Here is a 381-nt window from a genome sequence, read left to right on the forward strand (position 1 = left end):
ACCAGCATCGCTTCGCAACCCTCGGGAAAATCTTCCTTACAGGCGGGCAAAGCACCGCTCAGCCGCCGCCGCTATCTCCGGTCCCTGCACAAAGGAGATTGCATGAAACTCGCCCTTGCCGCGATGGCGGCTCCCCTCCTGCTCCTCGTTCCGGCCGCGCAGGCCCAGTCGCTGCACGAACCGCACCAGCTCGTCTGGGCGCCATCGGGCAAGACCCCGGTCGCGCACTGGCGCATGCGCGGCAAGCCGGCTTGCCAGCCGGCGCAGAGCCATCACCAGGCGGGCAAGACCGCCCTCCCCGTGCGCGCCAAGTGCGGCGTGCAGGACGTGTCGGCCAAGGGCCGATAGGGACACATCCCCCTCCCCCGTGTCCCCAACCCG

General features: G+C 69.3%; 1 protein-coding gene. It reads left to right on the forward strand.

Annotated elements, in window-relative coordinates; all coding sequences use genetic code 11:
• Positions 1-348, forward strand: a 348-nt coding sequence (locus tag AB3U87_RS22520) for a hypothetical protein (RefSeq protein ID WP_394150681.1), incomplete at its 5' end; no start/stop codon positions are given.
• Between the last annotated feature and the right edge of the window lie 33 nt (positions 349-381).

The sequence above is a fragment of the Erwinia plantamica genome (assembly GCF_043420595.1).
GTDB lineage: Bacteria > Pseudomonadota > Gammaproteobacteria > Enterobacterales > Enterobacteriaceae > Erwinia > Erwinia aeris.